The sequence below is a fragment of the Cognatundibacterium curvum genome, from assembly GCF_014284235.1.
GTDB lineage: Bacteria > Pseudomonadota > Gammaproteobacteria > Burkholderiales > Burkholderiaceae_D > Undibacterium > Undibacterium curvum.
The window spans coordinates 100,876-117,342 of sequence record NZ_JACOGD010000002.1; the positions used below are offsets into that span (position 1 = coordinate 100,876).

The 16,467-nt window shown below is 52.5% G+C and carries 14 protein-coding genes; 10 read left to right on the forward strand and 4 right to left on the reverse strand.

From position 1 onward, the window contains the following. Window positions 1–73: 73 nt before the first annotated feature. The 4 genes from H8K43_RS03590 (at window position 74) to H8K43_RS03605 (ending at window position 4,705) form a co-directional block, all read left to right on the forward strand. Window positions 74–571, forward strand: a complete 498-nt coding sequence (locus H8K43_RS03590) for a winged helix-turn-helix transcriptional regulator (protein ID WP_186902610.1) — start codon at window positions 74–76, stop codon at window positions 569–571. After that, window positions 568–2,265: a long-chain-fatty-acid--CoA ligase gene (locus tag H8K43_RS03595; protein ID WP_186902611.1), complete on the forward strand. Its 1,698-nt coding sequence runs from the start codon at window positions 568–570 to the stop codon at window positions 2,263–2,265. The genes H8K43_RS03590 and H8K43_RS03595 overlap by 4 nt, the downstream gene beginning before the upstream one ends. A gap of 150 nt (window positions 2,266–2,415) precedes the next feature. Continuing rightward, window positions 2,416–3,426: a DUF2804 domain-containing protein gene (locus H8K43_RS03600; RefSeq protein ID WP_230403646.1), complete on the forward strand. Its 1,011-nt coding sequence runs from the start codon at window positions 2,416–2,418 to the stop codon at window positions 3,424–3,426. A 127-nt stretch (window positions 3,427–3,553) separates the two neighbouring features. Then, window positions 3,554–4,705, forward strand: coding sequence for a ribosomal protein uL16 3-hydroxylase (locus H8K43_RS03605; RefSeq protein ID WP_186902612.1), 1,152 nt, complete (start codon window positions 3,554–3,556; stop codon window positions 4,703–4,705). A 93-nt stretch (window positions 4,706–4,798) separates the two neighbouring features. On the opposite strand, the gene H8K43_RS03610 is transcribed toward H8K43_RS03605, so the two are convergent. Continuing rightward, window positions 4,799–6,043, reverse strand: a complete 1,245-nt coding sequence (locus H8K43_RS03610; RefSeq protein ID WP_186902613.1) for a nitronate monooxygenase — start codon at window positions 6,041–6,043, stop codon at window positions 4,799–4,801. A gap of 719 nt (window positions 6,044–6,762) precedes the next feature. Here H8K43_RS03610 and H8K43_RS03615 point away from each other — a divergent pair. The 3 genes from H8K43_RS03615 to H8K43_RS03625 are packed head-to-tail and all read left to right on the forward strand — an operon-like array spanning window position 6,763 to window position 9,705. Further along, window positions 6,763–7,785 (forward strand): phospholipase C/P1 nuclease family protein, encoded by a 1,023-nt coding sequence (locus tag H8K43_RS03615; RefSeq protein WP_162019846.1) that lies wholly within the window; start codon window positions 6,763–6,765, stop codon window positions 7,783–7,785. Between the two features lies 1 nt (window position 7,786). Then, window positions 7,787–9,136 (forward strand): peptidylprolyl isomerase, encoded by a 1,350-nt coding sequence (locus tag H8K43_RS03620; protein ID WP_186902614.1) that lies wholly within the window; start codon window positions 7,787–7,789, stop codon window positions 9,134–9,136. Then, a complete protein-coding gene (locus H8K43_RS03625; protein ID WP_186902615.1) occupies window positions 9,133–9,705 on the forward strand; it encodes a hypothetical protein in 573 nt (190 codons plus the stop codon). Before H8K43_RS03620 ends, H8K43_RS03625 begins: the two co-directional genes overlap by 4 nt. A 15-nt stretch (window positions 9,706–9,720) precedes the next feature. On the opposite strand, the gene rlmF is transcribed toward H8K43_RS03625, so the two are convergent. The 3 genes from rlmF to H8K43_RS03640 all read right to left on the reverse strand — a co-directional run bounded on the left by rlmF (window position 9,721) and on the right by H8K43_RS03640 (window position 14,485). After that, window positions 9,721–10,740, reverse strand: coding sequence for a 23S rRNA (adenine(1618)-N(6))-methyltransferase RlmF (gene rlmF / locus H8K43_RS03630; protein ID WP_186902616.1), 1,020 nt, complete (start codon window positions 10,738–10,740; stop codon window positions 9,721–9,723). A gap of 202 nt (window positions 10,741–10,942) precedes the next feature. Beyond that, window positions 10,943–13,483, reverse strand: a complete 2,541-nt coding sequence (locus H8K43_RS03635) for an alkaline phosphatase D family protein (RefSeq protein ID WP_329604474.1) — start codon at window positions 13,481–13,483, stop codon at window positions 10,943–10,945. Window positions 13,484–13,936: 453 nt separating this feature from the next. Then, window positions 13,937–14,485 carry a thymidine kinase gene (locus H8K43_RS03640; protein WP_186902618.1) on the reverse strand — a complete coding sequence of 183 codons (549 nt, stop codon included), beginning with the start codon at window positions 14,483–14,485 and terminating at the stop codon, window positions 13,937–13,939. Between the two features lie 235 nt (window positions 14,486–14,720). Here H8K43_RS03640 and H8K43_RS03645 point away from each other — a divergent pair, with 235 nt between their 5' ends. The 3 genes from H8K43_RS03645 to H8K43_RS03655 all read left to right on the forward strand — a co-directional run bounded on the left by H8K43_RS03645 (window position 14,721) and on the right by H8K43_RS03655 (window position 16,377). Next, complete coding sequence (locus H8K43_RS03645; protein WP_162019918.1) at window positions 14,721–15,176, forward strand: Hsp20 family protein; 456 nt, start codon at window positions 14,721–14,723, stop codon at window positions 15,174–15,176. 534 nt (window positions 15,177–15,710) lie between these two features. Next, on the forward strand, window positions 15,711–16,079 hold the full coding sequence (locus tag H8K43_RS03650) for a response regulator (RefSeq protein ID WP_162019852.1): 369 nt from the start codon (window positions 15,711–15,713) through the stop codon (window positions 16,077–16,079). Window positions 16,080–16,092: 13 nt separating this feature from the next. After that, entirely contained in the window at window positions 16,093–16,377 is a 285-nt protein-coding gene (locus H8K43_RS03655) for an STAS domain-containing protein (RefSeq protein ID WP_186902619.1), read from the forward strand. The last annotated feature ends 90 nt before the right edge of the window (window positions 16,378–16,467 follow it).

Genomic DNA, 16,467 nt, shown 5'->3' on the forward strand with positions numbered 1-16,467 from the left:
CTAAAATATCACTTGCGTAACAAAAGTGTTTTTTATTACAGTCAATTTATAACTTTGCTAAGAAAGTTGCCCGATGAGTAAAGGTTCATTCGCAGACATGAATTGCCCTATCGCCCAGACACTGGAGCAGGTTGGGGAGTGGTGGTCTTTACTGATTTTACGCAATGCGTTTTGCGGTATGAGTCAGTTCCAGGATTTTCAGAGTCACCTTGGGATCAGTACCAATATTTTGTCCCAGCGCCTGAGTCAACTGGTGGCAAACGACATTCTGACGCGTCAGCAGGCAGCCGATGACGGGCGGGTGGTTCACTACCACCTGACCGCTAAAGGCCAGTCTTTGTACCCGATTCTGGCGGCTATGTCGGTTTGGGGGGAGCAGTGGGTGCCCCATCCTCAGGGGCCAAGAATGACGATCGTGGCCAGCGATACAGGAAAAGCAATCAGCGGTGTAGGCATCATCGCTGAAGACGGGCGCGAATTGCGACCCGATCAGCTCGATACGGTTGCCGGTCCGGGCGCCGACGAAAAAACGCACATTTTGATGCGGATGAGAATGGAGACGATGAAATGACAACAGAAAAACACTGGCTCAAATCCTACCCGGCAGGGGTACCTGAAACCATAGACCCGGCACAATACAGTTCGCTCAATCATTTGTTTGATGAGTCCTTCAGCAAATACGCTGAGCGTCCTGCCTATGTCTGTATGGACAAGCAAATGAATTACAGCGAACTGGATGCCTGTTCGCGCCATCTGGCTGCGTGGCTGCAGCAGCGTGGCCTCGCTAAAGGCGCCAGAGTCGCGGTGATGATGCCCAATGTGCTCCAATATCCGGTCGCTGTCACCGCCATCCTGCGTGCCGGTTGTACCGTGGTGAATATCAATCCTTTATACACGCCGCGCGAACTTGAGCACCAGTTGCGTGATGCCGGTGTTGAGGCCATTTTTATTCTGGAAAATTTCGCGATTACCCTGGAAAAAGTACTGCAGCAAACGAGCGTTAAACACGTCGTCGTTGCCAGCATCGGTGACATGATGGGCAGCCTCAATGGTGCGCTGATGAATCTTGTGGTGCGTAAAGTCAAGAAGCTGGTACCATCCTTCAGTTTGCCGGGTTCCATCAGCTTCCGCACGGCGCTGGCGCAGGGCGCAAAACTGAGTTTGCAAGCCGTGCCGGTTACGCATACCGATATCGCTTTCCTGCAGTACACCGGCGGCACGACCGGCTTGTCTAAAGGCGCAACACTGACGCACAGGAATGTGATCGCCAACATGCTGCAAAACGATGCCTGGGCAGGTCCCACTATGCGGCATGAAGCAGCGCAAGGCGCGCTGGTCACTGTCTGTGCTTTGCCGCTGTATCACATCCTGGCATTGAATGCCTGCATGCTGATGGGCATGCGTTGGGGCGCGATGAATGTCTTGATTCCCAATCCGCGTGATATGCCGGGCTTTGTAAAAGAACTCGCGAAATACCGCGTCAATTTTTTCCCGGGTGTGAATACGCTGTTTAATGGTTTATTGAATCAGCCCGCGTTTGCCAAACTCGATTTTTCCGGCTTGCGTATTACGCTGGGTGGCGGGATGGCGGTACAGGAAGTCGTGAGTGACCGCTGGTGCAAAGTCACCGGCAGCCCTATTCTGGAAGGCTATGGCCTGTCTGAGACTTCGCCTACTGCTACCTTGTGCCCGCCTGACCAGAACGGCTTCTCGGGCACCATAGGCTTGCCCGTCCCATCCACCGAAGTGGCAATCCTGAATGATGATGGCGAACCGGTTCCGTTCGGACAAGCAGGTGAAATTGCGATTCGCGGCCCGCAAGTCATGACCGGCTATTGGAACCGCCCGGATGAAACTGCCAAAGTCATGACCGACAGCGGCTATTTTAAGTCAGGTGACGTCGGCATCATGGATGAGCGCGGCTACGTCAAAATCGTGGACCGTAAAAAGGACATGATCCTGGTTTCCGGTTTCAATGTATATCCAAACGAAATCGAAGCCGTCATTGCTGCCCATCCGGATGTGCTCGAATGCGCATGCGTCGGTGTCTCCGATGCGGTATCGGGCGAAGCGGTGAAATTGTTTGTAGTGAAGAAAAATCCTGCATTGACGACGGATCAGCTCATGGATTACTGCAAACAGCAGCTGACCGCTTACAAAAAACCTAAATACATAGAATTCCGCCAGAGCCTCCCCAAGACCAATGTGGGAAAAATCCTGCGCCGTGAATTACGCGATACAGTACAAGTCGCGACGACGCAATAAGTTGCTGAGATAATTGCTTACCAGCCTGAACTGTATGAGTGTTACGCCAAATCCTGATGTCAGACTGGCCAGCGTTACACTACGCAGTCAGCGGGGCTCAATAGTTGGCAGGTTTATTGACAGTCACACCTAAATAATCAAAGACCACGAATGATGATAACAAGTTTGCCTGAGGCACCGGCATCGGTGCTCGATGAAAAAGCGGCGGTGCGGTTCGGACAATTTGCCGGAGCGCCGGAACGCATAGACTGGGCTGGCTTGGCCCAGCCTTTTCGCCGTCATCCGGTATGGCAGGCGCTGCATCACAAGCATTGGAATTACGCGGCGCTGGCGACAGACGAGATTTTTTGTGGGATAGCGATTGTGGATGTGGGCTGGACCAATACTGCATTTGCCTACGTCTTTGACCGTCGTGCCAGAAAGATCATCGCCAGTTATAGCCAGGACGGTTTGCCCGGTTTGACGGCACGCTTAAGGCCTCAGCCTGCGGCAGGCGCGGCCAGCAGCTTTCAGTTCCTGCGCAATCGCATCCGTTTTCAGCATGTGGCTGAGTCCAATCATTATCAGCTCTCGCTGGCTTGTGGTGATTTCCGGATAGACGCACATATGCTGACCGAGGATGCAGCGCGTCCCTTGTTTGCGGTTGGGATGGCAGAGGGAGGCACGGTGCATGCGACCCTGAAATCGGCAGGTATGCGTTTGCAAGGCAGCGTCAGCGTGGCCGGACGCCAGTTTGATCTGGCCGGTGGAGTCGGCAGTTACGATCACAGCAATGGCTTTCTGGGACGGGAAACCGCCTGGCGCTGGGCTTCTGCGCATAGTATGGGTCTGGGCTTTAATCTGCAGGCTGGATATTTTGGGCAGAATGAAAATGCACTGTGGCTCGATGGTGACCTCATCAGGCTGGGCGCGGCACATTTCGATTATCAGCCTCAGCGTCTGATGGATAGCTGGCATATTTATACCGATGATGGATTGCTGAATTTACATTTTCAGCCGGAAGGTCTGCGCCAGGAAAACAAAAACCTGCTGATTGCAGCCAGTCGCTATGTACAGCCTATCGGTTGCTTTAATGGCTGGGTCAAAGCGCATGCCTCGGCTCCGGCACGTCCTGTGACGCAGCTGGTGGGGGTGACTGAGGATCATTTTTCACGCTGGTAAGGAAGCTGAAACTGCTGTCAGGGCGTCAGCACCGTTATCCGCACAAAGTTTGATCTGGTCGCTATAGCGAAAAAAGCAGGCATGTTACAACCGCGGTTTCTTCCTGTTTTTCTACGGCGGCGCCATCATGTTGACCTTACAGCTAAGTGAATTTTCTCTGGACCGTTTTCTGGCGGAATACTGGCAGCAAAAGCCAGTGCTGATACGCCAGGGTTTCCCGGCTTTTCGTGATCTGATCAGTCCGGATGAACTGGCCGGGCTGGCCTGTGAGCCGCAAATAGACTCGCGTCTGATCAGTCGCCGTAACGGCGAGTGGCAGGCCGAGCGTGGCCCGTTTCAGGATTACAGCCACTTGGGCGAGCGCGACTGGACACTGGTGGTGCAGGCGGTCGATCACTGGTCGCCGGACGTGGCTGAGCTGGTGCAGGCTTTCGCTTTTATTCCTAAGTGGCGACTCGATGATGTGATGATCAGTTTCGCCGCACCCGGCGGCGGAGTCGGGCCGCATATCGATTTATATGATGTGTTTATTTGCCAGGGCTCAGGTAAGCGCCACTGGCGTGTCGGTGATCGTGGCGCGCATCGCCAGTTCGCAGCCCATCCTGCGCTGCTTCATACCGATCCCTTCGCGCCCATTATCGATGCTGTGGTCGAGGCGGGTGATGTTCTGTATATCCCGCCCGGTTTCCCGCATGAAGGCCTGAGTCTGGACAGTTCCATGAGTTTTTCGGTTGGCTTTCGCAGCCGCTCGGCCAGCGACATGCTGAGTGGCCTGGCGGATTACCTGATCGACCACGAACTCGGCAAGGATCTGATCAGCGATCCACGGCGCGAGGCGCATCAGCAGCAGGGTTACATCAATCGCAGCGATTTCGCCATGATACGGGCGCAGATGCAAAGTGTGCTCAATGATGACGCGCTGATGGCGGATGTAATTGGCAGCCTGTTGTCTACCACCCGCAGCGAACTGGATTTGCAAGCGATGGAGCCGCCACTGGAAGCGGATGAATTGCTGGCCGCCCTAGAGGAGCAGCAACTGCGCCGTACCGGTGGTCTGCGGTGCTTTTATCTGGAGCCACAGATCAGCGAGGGCATTTGCTACGTCGATGGTGAGCGTCATACTTTCGGCGCAGCCCTCAGCGAGGCGGTACGCACACTGTGTAATCACGATGTGATCGGACTCGCGAATCTGGGTTCGGCCCTACAGCAGACGCAGTTCCTGACTACCTTGCTGCAATGGGTGAATCAGGGTTACTGGTATCTGGATGAGCCGGATTAAGCATAAAATTAAGCATTAAATTAAGCATGAAAAAACGCCGCTGAAACTAAATCTCAGCGGCGTTTTTTTTAACTTTAGTACTGCGTACTTACATCAGGCAGGTAAAGCGATCTGGTTATCGGTACTGAATTGGTAATCGCGGAATACATGCTCAGCACTCAGTAACTGATAGCTGCCATCCGGGTTTTTACGGGTGGTGTCTTTCAGACGATACGTGGTTTGGCCGCAAGTCCAGCATTTGAAGTTACGCATGTGGGTACACAGACAGGTTTTGTCCATCACCACTACTTTTTTCGCATCCGGATGGGCAGCAACTTCGCGGTTGTACGAGGTAATGTAGGCGCAATTGCCGTTGCCATCGAGCAGATAGCCATAAGATTCACAACCCGGACGCACGCCGTCACCGATGGCCGGCGTATTTTTCAGCATACGCATAGGATAGCCAGTCGGGGAAATATGATTGACTTCGATATCCTGTTCGCTGGCTTTGAAATATTCCTGTTTCACATCGGCGGGCAAACCGCATTCATTGGTCACGGTAAAGCGGGTTGCAACCTGCACGCCAGCTGCACCGTTTTCCAGGAAAGCGACGGCATCGCTGCCGGTGAAAATACCGCCAGCGGCGATCAGTGGAATATCGAGCTGCTCAGCCTGCAGCCATTGATGAATTTCAGTGATGATGGTTTGCAGATCAAATTCTGCCCAGTCGTCACCGAAGCCCAGATGGCCACCAGCCAGCGGGCCTTCGACGATCACATAATCCGGCAGACGGTTCAGTCTGGCATTTTTACGCAGGAATAACTGCAGCGCGCGCAAGGACGAGACGATGATGCCCAGTTTGGCCTCACGGAAGCGCGGATGATCAGCCATCAGACCGAAGGAGCTCAGATGCAGACCTGCACTCAGGGTGATGCCATCGATACCCCCATCCAGTGCGGCTTCCAGCCTGACCTTCAGGGTTTCACGCGGGCCGTTCATGGTCAGCTTTTCCATGCAGTTCACGAATATCATGCCTGAGCCTTGTTTGGCTTCCATGGTTTTCCCTACGTGCAGACGGGTCGCTTCGGCCAGATGCTCGAGGTTGAACTTGATGTCCGTTTTGTCGGAGTTATTGATGTTGTACTTATAGAAGCGGGTTTTTTCTTTGATATAGCTGGTGTCAAAACGACGGTCAGACACATCATGCACCATGGCGTCAGAAATATGCCCGATGCCACCCAGGCGTGCGGCGACCAATGCCAGTTCAGCGGTGGAAATATCCACGCCCATCCCACCAATCATGATAGGAACCAGTTCATCTTTGCCTAGCTTCAGGCGGAAATCATCTACTCGTTTCATTGCTATCCTTGACACATTGAGCTCAAAAGTCGCACCTGGTTACGGGGTCGCGCATCCGGTGAAGCCGCCTGCCAGAGCGGCGGCGCCCCAGATTGTATGCCAGCCTACGACGTGATTGTGAATAATTTAGTGCAGCGAACTGCTGAATTTTTGTGCAAATTGTGAGTGAAATCGATGTGAAAAAACTTGCATAAAAATTATCATCTCCGATGTTGTGAACAGCTAAGCGATGAAGACATGTAATTGTCTAGAGTTAGACTGTTTTCTCTAATTTAATTTCTTTGCCTGGATGAAAGAAATGCTGGCAACTAAGCTGAAAACGCATCCCATACCAGAAATTTTTTTTCTGCTGACTTGATTTCCATCAAGCGAATTTGCGCAGATTTTACCTGCACTGCAAAAATTCTGCTGCAGCCTAATCTGCCTGAAAACTATGTCAGGCGTATGAAAAAACTTAGATGTGACTGCCTAGTGATTCGGATTGAGGCAGAAGCTGAAGCGCAGTTCAATAGCGTCTCTGTCTTACCCATGATGCTGATGCGGCGATCCCGTTGTCAGCATAGTTTGAGGACAGACGTAAGGCCGTTTGCATGATGTGATGGCGTATGCCTGATCATCCTGGTGCGATGTTGCCAGGGGTTCTGCTGCCGTACTTTGTGAGAATTGGATTGCGTCCGTTCTTTTGATTGTGTTTTTTGTTTTGAAACCAAGGAAAAACAATGAAATCAGTCTTCAAAGTGACAGCGCTCACGCTCGCTCTGTGCGCCAGTTTGCCAGCTTCAGCATTTCAGCAGGAAACCCATAGACGCATCGCCATTGATGCCGTCAACTTCATGAAAAACAATCCGGGCAAAACCAATTTTGCCAAATTGCAGGCCGGATTGAACAAAGCAGGTATTACGCTGGATCAGTTTGCCACCGCCATGGGCCAGGGTGCCTATGATGTGGATGATTTTGCGGATACTTATCTGTGTGGCGCCACCACTGGCAGCTGTGTACTGGCACCGGTCTGGGGTGCTGCACAAAGCATCGTGAAATACACGTCTTACTGGCATTTTCAAAACCATACTGCAGGCGCCGATGTGCATGGTAATCCGTTTGGTGGCTATAACTATGCCAAGCTGACCGTGGCGGGTGATATCGATAAGCTGGCGGCGACCTGGCTGGTTGGCGATTATCTGGATGACGGTCCTGGCGGCCTCAAGGGCTGGTTTGGCGACAGCAGCAAATACAATAGCTACGGCATCACGGAAGCACGCTACCGCCACGGTGGCTACTCCACACCGCAGCAATATGCCGATTTTGAAACTGCACCGTTTCAGCCTATCGATAATCTGGCGCAGTACTGGTTCCAGCAATTCCTGACTAAGCCCAGCTTGCAAAGCCTGGGTTTTGTAATGCACTCGACTGACTTGCTGCAACCGCATCACACCTGGACCACTTCAGCCCGTAATCACTCGGGCTGGGAGCAATGGGTCAATGACTATTACTACAGCCAGAATCTGAATGACAGCGCATTGGTCAACGCTGCACTGGCCGACTTCACTCCACTGAGCGCAACAGCGACGGATATCCGTCCTTTGTTAACGCAGGGCGGCACTTACTCGTATCAGAATGGTGGCATCGTATTGTCATCGACCGATCAGAATGACCGGGTACAAGTCGCTAAAAAAGTGGTGCCTCACGCGATCGCGATGATGGTACATGTGCTTAACCGTGCGGCAGAACGTCTGGCGAACTAAGATGTGGAATTCACGCATAGCGCGTGCCAACAAGCGGTGCCTGCACCGCTTGTTGTGCGCAGCAGTCGGGCTGCTGACTGCATTCGGACTGGCCTCAGTTGCCAGTGCCTCGGTATTGGCAAAAGTAGATGGGCAAGCTGTGCATCAGCTGACTGTGGATGTGATGCTGCAAATGGCGCAGCAGCAGGATGCTGGCGCGACGAAAGCAGCGGTACTGGAAGAAATCATCAGTAACCGCAGTCTGGTGCGTGCTGCGCACAAACGTTTTGCAGGACTGGATTTACAGGCTGGCGCGAAAAGGGTGGGTTTTGATCCTGCGGTTGCGGCTGATGATCAGCTCGCGGCCGCTTTGCGTTCAGCTTATCTGCAGCCTTTGGAGGCGGGATTGAAAGCGTTGCCCGGTGCCAGTTTGCAGGGCAAAGTGAGCGCGGAGTATCCGGTCACCGAACAGGATTGGAAAAAACTGCTGGGTGCTGACGATAAGCTGATTGTGGAATATCGCTGGAATGAAGCACAGTTGAAAACAGCGCAGCAAATCATCGTGCTGCGTTCAAGTCTGGCGCCAGGCGGTGTGATCACGCTGGCCGATGTGTATCAACGCCAGAATGTACAGGGACGGGTCGAACTGTTTGCGCGTAATCAGGCTTTTGTGCGCCAGCAAGCCATGCTGTATTTGAGCCAGCGTTATGTGCAGGACTGGGCGGAGCAGCGTTTTGGCAGTGCTGCCGTGGCGGATTTGCGGCAGGCTTTGCAAGAGCAAAACCAGGTGCGCGCTTTGCTGGCATTGCATGGCATAGGCGCTGATATCGACGCTGAAAGTCCGGTACTGAATAGCTTGGCCAAACAAGTTAAAGCGGCTGAGATTCAGAGCTATTACCGTCAGCATAAAGAAGAATTCAAACGCATCGCTGCGATACGCGCCAGACACATCCGGGTAGCAGATCAGGCTACCGCAGAACGGATAGTGCAAGAGGCGCGGCGTGGTCAGGATTTCGCCGCATTAGCGCGCCAGTGGTCGATTGCACCAGACGCGGCCAGCGGCGGTGATCTGGGTGAAATCCGGCATCAGGGCAAACTCAGCTGGTTGCAGGAACTCGCAATGATGCAGGAACCGGGGCAGGTGTCGCCGCCGTTCCGGGCTGCAGTCGGTCCGCATGAGCCTGCTTATTGGGAAGTGATTCTGGTCAGCCAGCGTCAGGACGGCTACCAGCCTGCGGATTCTGAATCTGTACGCTATCTGGCCAGCCGCGCTATCGCACAGGAAAAAGCCGTGCAGCAGATACGTGAGTTACAGTGCAGCGCGAGGCAGGCAGCAAAGGTCGAATACCTGATGGCCGGGAGTTCGACATGATGCGCCGCGCCTGGCTCTGGGTCGTGTTACTGGCATTGGGTTTGCTGCTACTTGCGCGCCTGTTGTTTGATGACGGCAGCGCGCCACAAGCAGCAGATCACAATCTGACTGCGGTAAGCAGTCAGTCAGGGACACAACTAAGCCAGCAGCACAGCACGAAAACCGCAAGCTGGCCACCGCCATTTCCAGAACCCAAGCGCGTGCCTTTACTCGATACCGGTCCTGCCATGCCAGCGGCGCAGAGCCTGGCTGCGACCCGCTATGGCGACCCGCGCAGCCCGCCGATAGAACGCAATACCCAGCGTCCGCTACAGCCTACGCGCGAAGAATTGGCCGATCCCCAGGCGTATCAGCGTTATGAGGCGAATCAGCATCAGCAATTACTGGCCTCGTTTGCCGATGCGGCGCAACAGGAAGTGCCGCGCCTGTTGAGCGACATAGAGCGTGGACGGCAAAGCGGAATCGATCCGGTAGCGATCGCTAAGATGGAAGAAAAAGCACGCAGGCTGGCTGCGCTGGAGCAGGAATTGCGCCAACAGCATCCGGAATGGAAGCGCACTCAGCGCTAAATCAGCGCCAAAACATTAACGCTGATTCCAGCGCAGTTTTTTCCAGCTGCTTTGCTGTGCCGGGGTCAGGAAAGTCCAGGCCAGCAGGCGGCTTTGCTTATTGCCCTGACCCATAGCGATTTCGCGCCAGTCCTGAACCTTGAGTTGTTTGAGTCGTGCTTTGAGTGCAGGCAGATGTTCAGCCTTGGCCACCAGGCTGGAATACCAATAGCAATGGGCAGGGAAGAGTGCGCTTTCATCCATCATTTGCAGGATGAAGGCAAGCTCACCGCCTGGGCACCAGAGTTCTGCATCCTTACCACCAAAATTGAGTACGGCTGATTGTGCTGCCTGCTTTTTTGGAGCCGCGCTGGCCTTGCCTAATTGCCGCCATTTACGCTCTGAGCCAGCCGCGGCTTCTTGTGGCGAACGATGAAATGGTGGATTGCACAGCGTCACATCAAACCATTCCCCTTGCTGCAGGATATTCTTGAAAATAGCGCCAGGGTCAGGCTGCTGCCGCAAAGCGATACGGCTGGCATGGCTAGGATTCTGACTTAGCAAAACGCTGGCATGAGCCAGCGACGCCGGATTGATATCGGTTGCGACAAACTGCCAGCCATAGTCTGCGCTGCCTAGCAAAGGATAAATCAGACTGGAGCCGGTACCGATGTCCAACACCTGTATGCCGTTCGCAGCTGGCAGCCGTCCACCATGGCTATCACTCAGTAAATCCGCCAGATGATGCAGATAATCGGCGCGTCCCGGTATTGCGGGACAGAGCTGTCCTTCTAATACCGACCAGTTCTGTACGCCGTAGTCTGCTTGCAGGATGGCGCGGTTTAGCATGAACACCGCAGCCGGATTGGCAAAATCAACGCTGAGACCATGCGCAGTCTGCACCAGAAATTCCTTGAGTCCAGGCTCGCTTGCGCACAAAGCGCTCAGGTCGTAACGTCCCTGATGGCGGTTGCGTGGATGTAGCTGAGCGCTGGCTCTCTTGTCGCTCTTGGCTGCGTGTTTGGCTGGAGGGCTGGGTTTGCGGGGTGCAGGCATGATAAGTCCATGAGGTTTGGGCCAGTTAACATTTAAATTGCGTAATTTAAATGTTAACTGGCCCTAGGCTCAGCATTTTGACATAAACCCACAGTGCAGCCCAAAAAAAGCCTCCGTCATTGACGGAGGCAAGAGTAAATACCGGGAGTTATTCAATCCGGGCTCAGCCTGGGGATAGGCTGAGCTACGGTTGACAGCCTGATTAGCTAATCGCTACTGCGGCTGTGCCAGTGTTGACTGTGGCCGTGGTTACACGCGCAATCACATTGGTCGGCGCCGTCATGCTGCCGGTGTTAACCAGCTTGTTCACTTGCTTGAACTGCGCTACCAGATTGCCCGGTGTGACTGTCACGACGGTATAACCCTGTGCATCGGCATTGATGTATTTCATCCACTGGTTATTCGCCAGTGCAGCCAGTTGCTGTGCCAGTCCTAACAGGTTGGTATTGAAGCTGCTGTCGGCTTTCAGTCCGGCCAGCACGGCCTGTACTGTGCCAGTCAGAACGGCGCCTTCAGGCACGCCTTTGGCTGCCAGTGCACCGGTCAGCGGAACGCGGATTTGTTCCAGCAAGCCATCCAGGGTAGGTGCCGCTTTACCCATGGTGTAGTCGAGCATATTGGCATTGACGGTGATGGTGCCTATATTCGGAACCGGAATAGACAAAGGATAGAAAATGATCGTTGCCAGTCCGGTCGAACCCGCGCCGTCCATCATGTATTTGAAGAAGGAGTCGGAGCTGATACCCGCGCTGACCAGATCCACCATCGCTGGCGTGCCGCCACCGGCTGCGTCGAAGTCATGATTGACGGTACCGGCAAAGAAGCCATGGATATCGCCAGTGACCGACACCACATTGCTGACTTTCTTATCCAGCAAATGCTGCATCAGGGCCTTACGTTCTGCATTGTAACCATCCCACTGATCGCAGTTGAGCAGGAATTTGGTGAAGAAGGCAGACAGTGCAGCTTGCTGGCCAGACGCAATCACAAACGTAGATTTTTCTTTATTCGCCTGTACATCCGGTTTGATGTAGCCAAACGCAATGGTCTGTGCGGCAGCACCGACCTGGGTATTGGTACCTGCTGGCGCTGCTGCTTTGGCTGCGCCATAGGCGGCAACGGCGATGCCAGCCTGTGCAGTCGTCAGGCCTGCGGCCACCGCTGCTGCTGGTAAGGATGCGCTGCTGGCATCTGCGGTTGCAATTGCTACTGCTGCAGCCGCAGCTGTTGCCTGTGCCGCACCTGCAGTAGCCGCTGCCACCAGCGCGGATGCGACTAAGACATTGCCTTGCAGAGCAGGATTGCTGAGCGCGGTACCGATGTTGGTCGCCAGCGTAGAAACCGAGCTCAACGCGATCAGCGTCGCAATCGCATCCGTACCATTCAAGCCCATGCGCATCAGTGATACTTCATTGCCCCATACTTTCCAGGTTGCGGACGAAGAAGCCATTTTGTCTTTCCACCAGTCGCGCTGGGTTTTTCCCAGCATGGAGGTGTAAGCCAGCGGATCGGTGGTCATCGCAGTTGCGGTGGTGACTTTCTGAGCTTCCAGCGCATTGAATACGTCTTGTGGCACCACATAGCGTGAACCTATGCTGCTATTGAGAGGCTTGCCAGTCGCTGGATTAAACAGACTTTCCGGTACTACGTGATCGGTGCGATACAGGCGCTCATCAGTCATCACCAGTTGCATCAGTTTACCGAACTGGAAATCGCGATAAATCTTGATGTTCTGGAAGCCATTGTCTGCGGTATCCAGATTCACATCAGCAGGCATGAATTCAAACCATGCCTGATTCGCAGAGCGGCGGCGCTGCGGTAAATGCTGGTTGTCACCCAGTTTGTCGAGGCTGTTATTGTCGTAAGTAATCGCATCTTGCCAGGCATCGTCGGAAAATTCATGGTCATCCCAGATCGCGATATAGGCGAAGCGTTCATGCAGCGCTTGCTGACGCGGGTCGCTGCGATACATTTTGTACAGATAACGATAGTCGGCCAGCGTAGTCGCATATTTGGCCTTGGTCGGTGTGCCGGACGCGTCGTTCAATACTGTGCCATCCGGTAATTGCAGCGCCGTGTGGCGCGCTTCTACATTGCCGACCTGGAAAGAAGCACCGACGGTTTCGTAAATGTAATCACCCAGATGGATGATGAAATCGAGACTTTCGTTTTTGGCGATGTAATCCATCGCACCCCAGTGATTGACACTCCAGTCCTGGCAAGTCAGGTAAGCGAACTGCAGTTTCGCGACATCGCTGCCAGCGGCTGGAGCCGTTTTAAAGCGTCCTACATTCGAACGCACATCACCGGCGATGAATTGATAGAAGTAAGTCTGACCCGCTTGTAAGCCGGTGACTTTATTGCGTATCGTATTGTCGAAGCTGGCCAGCACGGGCAGGCGGGTATCAACAATGGTCGTACCGGTTAATGCAGTGTTGCTGCCGAGTGCAGCACTATTGTCTGCTGCAGTAACGATCAGGCGGATAGAGACATCATTGCCGGCAGGCGCTGCTGCAGCGACGTCCAGCGAGGCTGGTACTACGCGGGTCCACAACACGGCGCTGTCCGGACGCGGGTCGCCGGAAGCGATACTTTGCGGGAATTTCCAGGCGCTGCCGCTGGCTGCGGGCAATTCAGAATTACTTGTTGCGGTCGAGCTGGAACCACCGCAGGCTGCTAAACCTGTTGTTGCCACCGTCACGGAAAAAAACCCGCTGTACTTCAAAAACTGTCTTCTATCCACATTGATCTCCTGATTATTGTTATTGGAATTTTTTGGTATGAACTCCCCCAATTCCATAGGCGGAAATGGTGAAAAAAATTCCAGTTGATAACAATAGACTAAAGCCTTGTAGATTAGAGAAACTATGTTTCCTCCTGATGACACGATGCTTGGTGGAAATACTCTATGTAAGCGCTTCCTTACTCAATAGATTAATAAATACAAGCAATTTTGAAAATCCTATGGATAAGTGACCGATGGTCAATTTGTTGGATTTTTTTCTCAATTTGCAGCATGCTCAGGCTAACCGGCATGCTGATGCAGGTACTGCAGCTATGCCAGTGGGCAGTCTGGTGGTACTTGGAAGTTAGTAAAATATAGCTTTCATGCTGCCTGCATCCCGGCTCAGGCGGGGATGCAGTGCTATGTCAGGGTAGGACTGTAAGTTTGTGTTGCGGGAATTGGGGAGCGCACTTACTGATAAAAGCAACGGCCACACACATGGTGGTAACGCTCATTGCCACCGATGGAGATCTGTTCACCTGCTTTGAGTCGCTTGCCCTGTTCATCGACACGGATATTCATGGTCGCTTTTTTACCGCAGGTACAGATGTTTTTTAACTCTTCTATGGTATCAGCGAGGGTGAGCAGATAACTGGCACCGGCAAATGGTTCGCCCAGAAAATCGCTGCGTAATCCATAGCAGATGACCGGCACGCCGCGCAGATGCGCGAGCTGATGCAGTTGTCTTACCTGTTTAGGTGTGAGGAATTGCGCCTCATCCACCAGCACGCAATTCACCTGGGGCGCCTGCTCAAAAAAATCAAACTGGCTGTCAAAAACGGCGGCTTCGCGCTGCGGTCCCAGCCTGGAAGTCACTTTGCCGACGCCGTAGCGGTTATCGATCGCGGCGGTGTACAGAAAAACGCTCTGGCCCTGCTCTTCATAATTATGTGCGACTTGTAATAAGGCGGTGGATTTACCGGCGTTCATCGCCGAATAACGAAAATATAACTTGGCCACTGTGACTCTTCCGAAAAAATGCGTGGTGACGATGCCAGCCTTTTTCAAGCAAAAAACTGGCAGCAAGGTCAAAAAAATTTTCGCTATTGTAGGCGGAAAACTGCTCTTGAAATCAAAAAACTCTGCCTTATCTTGAGTGCATCAGACGCTCAAAGAGGTATGATTCATCTGCATCAGAGATGGGATGAAAACTCTCAATATTGAATACATCGCTTCTGTTAAAAAGGATATCACCATGCGTAATTTTGACTTCGCCCCTTTATACCGTTCTGCTATTGGTTTTGACCGCCTGGCTCAGCTCTTCGATGACGCGCAACGCAATGAGACTGCCAGCAACTACCCTCCCTACAACATCGAACTGATCGCCGAAGATAAATATGCGATCACCATGGCGGTAGCTGGTTTCAGCCGTGAAGAGCTGGAGATAGAAAGTGAGCGCGATACGCTGAAAGTCGTTGGCCGCCGTCACAAAGACGAAAGTCAGAAAAATTATCTGCACCGTGGTATCGCGGCACGTGATTTTGAACACCGTTTCCGCCTGGCGGATCATGTGAAAGTCGTTGGTGCCCGTCTGGATAATGGCTTATTGCACATAGAATTGATACGTGAGATCCCGGAAGCCTATAAGCCACGTCGCATCCTGATCGACGGTGAAAACCTGCAATTAGTCGAAACTCAGCATGCCGCCTGACTTGAAAGCGCAAGTCGCTTAAGCCGGATTTTTAGCCAAAAGCCAGTCTTCAAGACTGGCTTTTTTCATGTCTCCATACTTTTTTGCAACATGCGTATTGGTGTTCCTGGTACGGCATTGCCCGCTACATAAACGGGACTCAGAGGGAATTTCAGATGGAAACCAGCTATTAATTTCCTGTGGGAAAATAATGTTTTTCTTATCGAAACAAATATATTAAAAAGAAATTGCTTCGGTGCATATATTGTGGCTATGATGTTGTTACAACTTTTTGCTAAGAAAGTCGATATCAATCTGGCTCTTAATTTGTAAAATATGTTTACAAGGTTATCTGTGGGAATTTTGTGACGCATCAATTTTAGTCGCGATAACTGTTGCTCTTTGGAATAAACGCTTCAAAACCAGATTGGCTGCACTACATTAGGCTTGTAAAGCAGGCGAGTGAAATACGATTCTCAGCGGGCATCTTTGCAATCAAGTTATTGCAATGCTTGCCAATCGCTATTTGTGTCTATGTCATAAAAGGATGTTGCTATGTCCAAAACGATTTTAGTCGTCGATGATTCTGCTTCTGTTCGCCAGGTTGTCGGGCTGGCCTTGCGTGGTGCAGGCTATTCTGTCATTGAAGGTATCGATGGCGTCGATGCCTTGAAAAAACTGACGGGTCAAAAAGTGCATCTGATAATTTCCGACGTCAACATGCCCAATATGGATGGCATCAGCTTTGTGCAGGAAGTCAAAAAATTAGCGGCCTATAAATTCACGCCGGTGATCATGCTGACCACGGAATCGCAGGAAGGTAAAAAACTCCAGGGACAAGCGGCCGGTGCCAAAGCCTGGGTCGTCAAGCCTTTTCAGCCAGCGCAAATGCTGGCGGCTGTTTCTAAACTGATCCTTCCATAACAGTGAGGCGGCCATGAAAAATCTGGATATTCAGGGCGAATTGACGATTTACACCGCCGCCACTGAAAAGCAGAGATTGCAGGAGTTTCTGGAGCAGGATAATCAGCTGGAAGTGAACCTGTCACGTGTCTCAGAAATGGATACCGCAGGTTTGCAGATACTCATACTCATGAAAAAAGAAGCTGAGCGTAGCGGGAAAAATTTACGCTATGTGATGCATAGCCAGGCCGTGCTCGAGATCATGGAATTATCCAATACCACCGCCAGTTTCGGTGATCCTGTGGTCTTACATTCCTGAATCCTTGCATCTGCCTTGCGTAGTTCAAATTAAGAAAACTGCGTTTCCTATTATTTTTGCATCACCGCATCACCGCATCATCGCAATAAA

Coding starts and splice junctions, on each gene's coding strand:
- H8K43_RS03590 (WP_186902610.1), top strand. CDS start 74: ATGAGTAAAGGTTCATTCGCAGACATGAATTGCCCTATCGCCCAGACA.
- H8K43_RS03595 (WP_186902611.1), top strand. CDS start 568: ATGACAACAGAAAAACACTGGCTCAAATCCTACCCGGCAGGGGTACCT.
- H8K43_RS03600 (WP_230403646.1), top strand. CDS start 2,416: ATGATGATAACAAGTTTGCCTGAGGCACCGGCATCGGTGCTCGATGAA.
- H8K43_RS03605 (WP_186902612.1), top strand. CDS start 3,554: ATGTTGACCTTACAGCTAAGTGAATTTTCTCTGGACCGTTTTCTGGCG.
- H8K43_RS03610 (WP_186902613.1), bottom strand. CDS start 6,043: ATGAAACGAGTAGATGATTTCCGCCTGAAGCTAGGCAAAGATGAACTG.
- H8K43_RS03615 (WP_162019846.1), top strand. CDS start 6,763: ATGAAATCAGTCTTCAAAGTGACAGCGCTCACGCTCGCTCTGTGCGCC.
- H8K43_RS03620 (WP_186902614.1), top strand. CDS start 7,787: ATGTGGAATTCACGCATAGCGCGTGCCAACAAGCGGTGCCTGCACCGC.
- H8K43_RS03625 (WP_186902615.1), top strand. CDS start 9,133: ATGATGCGCCGCGCCTGGCTCTGGGTCGTGTTACTGGCATTGGGTTTG.
- rlmF (WP_186902616.1), bottom strand. CDS start 10,740: ATGCCTGCACCCCGCAAACCCAGCCCTCCAGCCAAACACGCAGCCAAG.
- H8K43_RS03645 (WP_162019918.1), top strand. CDS start 14,721: ATGCGTAATTTTGACTTCGCCCCTTTATACCGTTCTGCTATTGGTTTT.
- H8K43_RS03650 (WP_162019852.1), top strand. CDS start 15,711: ATGTCCAAAACGATTTTAGTCGTCGATGATTCTGCTTCTGTTCGCCAG.
- H8K43_RS03655 (WP_186902619.1), top strand. CDS start 16,093: ATGAAAAATCTGGATATTCAGGGCGAATTGACGATTTACACCGCCGCC.